The organism is Cupriavidus sp. KB_39 (assembly GCF_052114485.1).
Lineage (GTDB): Bacteria > Pseudomonadota > Gammaproteobacteria > Burkholderiales > Burkholderiaceae > Cupriavidus.
Genome location: NZ_JBFREV010000118.1, coordinates 1 through 1,670, shown reverse-complemented (window position 1 = coordinate 1,670; position 1,670 = coordinate 1). Strand labels below are relative to the sequence as shown.

The window sequence follows — 1,670 nt, the reverse complement described above, 5'->3', positions numbered from 1 at the left end:
CAACGATAGCCCTCCAGAATCCGGTTTGCGATGTGGCTGCGTTCCGAACCCCGGTGCATAAAATAGCGGGAGTGCTCATCCCACGCGGGCAGATTGAGATAGAGAAATGGATGCGCATCCATGCTCTTCACCGCCTTGAGTTCCGCTTCCCGCGCGGAGATTTCCTTGTTGAATGCATCGAGGGACATGATCTTCGTCTCGAGCCGTGCGTCTTCCACAGTGGCGGACCCTTTGACCGTCACGCCGGCGGGCAAATCGATAAGATGGCGTCCCACACAACGCGGGATTAGGTTGGTAGTCAGGGCATTCACTGTCTGTTGTTCCTGAGGCGTCAATGGAGGGGTCTTCCCACAAGCCGGCAGCGCGAGCGTAAAGATCACGATAAGTAGCGACAAGAAGCGTTTCATTTGCGATAGGCCATGGAAGTTTGTTTCACGGCATCCGTGATCTTGACGATCGACCATACGGTGAATAGCTGGAGTGGCAAGACCTTGTACGCGGCTTCGTGCTCGATCCCTCGGTAAGCCAGGCAGACCTTTGCTTTCTCCCGTGGCGCTGCGCCGGACCGGCGCGGGACGGTGCCGTCGCCATCTTCGTCCGCGCCGTTCAGGTCGAAGGCGACGCGCAATGGGTTTCCGGCACTGCGCGTGAGGATCGAGATGCTTCCCACGCCTGTGTCACCCGTAACCGTTCCCTCGGCAAGGTCGTCAATGGCGCGCGGCCCGAAGCGCGGCGCAGCATGCCGCCGCCGCCATGTGACCTCTCCCCAGGTCTTGTGTGCGGTATCGTCGCCGTAGAACGCATACGTATTCGGGTGATATCGGTTCGCGATGGCACGATGGAATGGGCGGACTAGCTTCTGAACGGTTTGCACGTACCGTTGCCAGTCCTTGTCGACCGTCTTCTTGCGCGTATCGAGCGGATTGATAAGTTTTTCGTGGCATAGCGCCCACCACTTTCCCCGCACGGTGTAGATCTCGTTATAGGGGTCGGATCGTGGAAGCGAGACCATGCGATTGCCATCACGGATCTTCAGCCAATGGGAGCCGTACTCGGGCGTCGGGAGCAATTGCAGGGGTCCGGGAGCCTGTGCGAAAACCGCCGTCACTTCTTCGGCATTACGACCCAGGACGCTGCCCGCCGCACCCTCCGTACCGGCTTTCACCCGCTTGTAGGCGACCGCCGCACCGGTAGCCGGCATGACCCCATTCACTACCCCAAGGATGACTTCGTTGCCGCCCATCGATTCAGTGAAGTAGCGCCCGACAAGCCCCCCCATCGAATGCGTGACGAGGATGGCGCGGTCACACATGAATCCCTTACTCCGGTAGAAGGCCATGAACGCATTGACTCTGGCCGCCAGGCGCTTTGCCGAATCTTCGTTGGACTGCAGCCAGTTGTATCCCACGGCATGGACGGGATAGCGGTACTTGTAGGACAAGGCGGCTTCGTCTCGCGTGAGCGGGGCCACGCCGATCGCGCGGGCCTTCGCCTCATTTAGCAGCGTCGAACGTATGCCCGTCTGCCATTGATGCGTATCGTTGAGCGCCCCTTCAAGCCACGCGAGGAACTCCCCATAGCTCATAAATGCCACTTCGCCCCAGCCTCGCCGCCGCATTTCCGCTGTCGACAGGGGGGTCTCGGACGGGAGCTTGCCGCCGCCGTACACA

2 protein-coding genes are annotated in these 1,670 nt (G+C 60.2%); both read right to left on the bottom strand.

All coding sequences use genetic code 11. From position 1 onward, the window contains the following. Nucleotides 1-407 (bottom strand): hypothetical protein (locus AB4Z27_RS28920; protein WP_441645974.1); only part of this gene is annotated, 407 nt, incomplete at its 3' end. Continuing rightward, nucleotides 404-1,670 (bottom strand): esterase/lipase family protein (locus tag AB4Z27_RS28915; protein ID WP_441645973.1); only part of this gene is annotated, 1,267 nt, incomplete at its 5' end. The genes AB4Z27_RS28920 and AB4Z27_RS28915, both read right to left, overlap by 4 nt.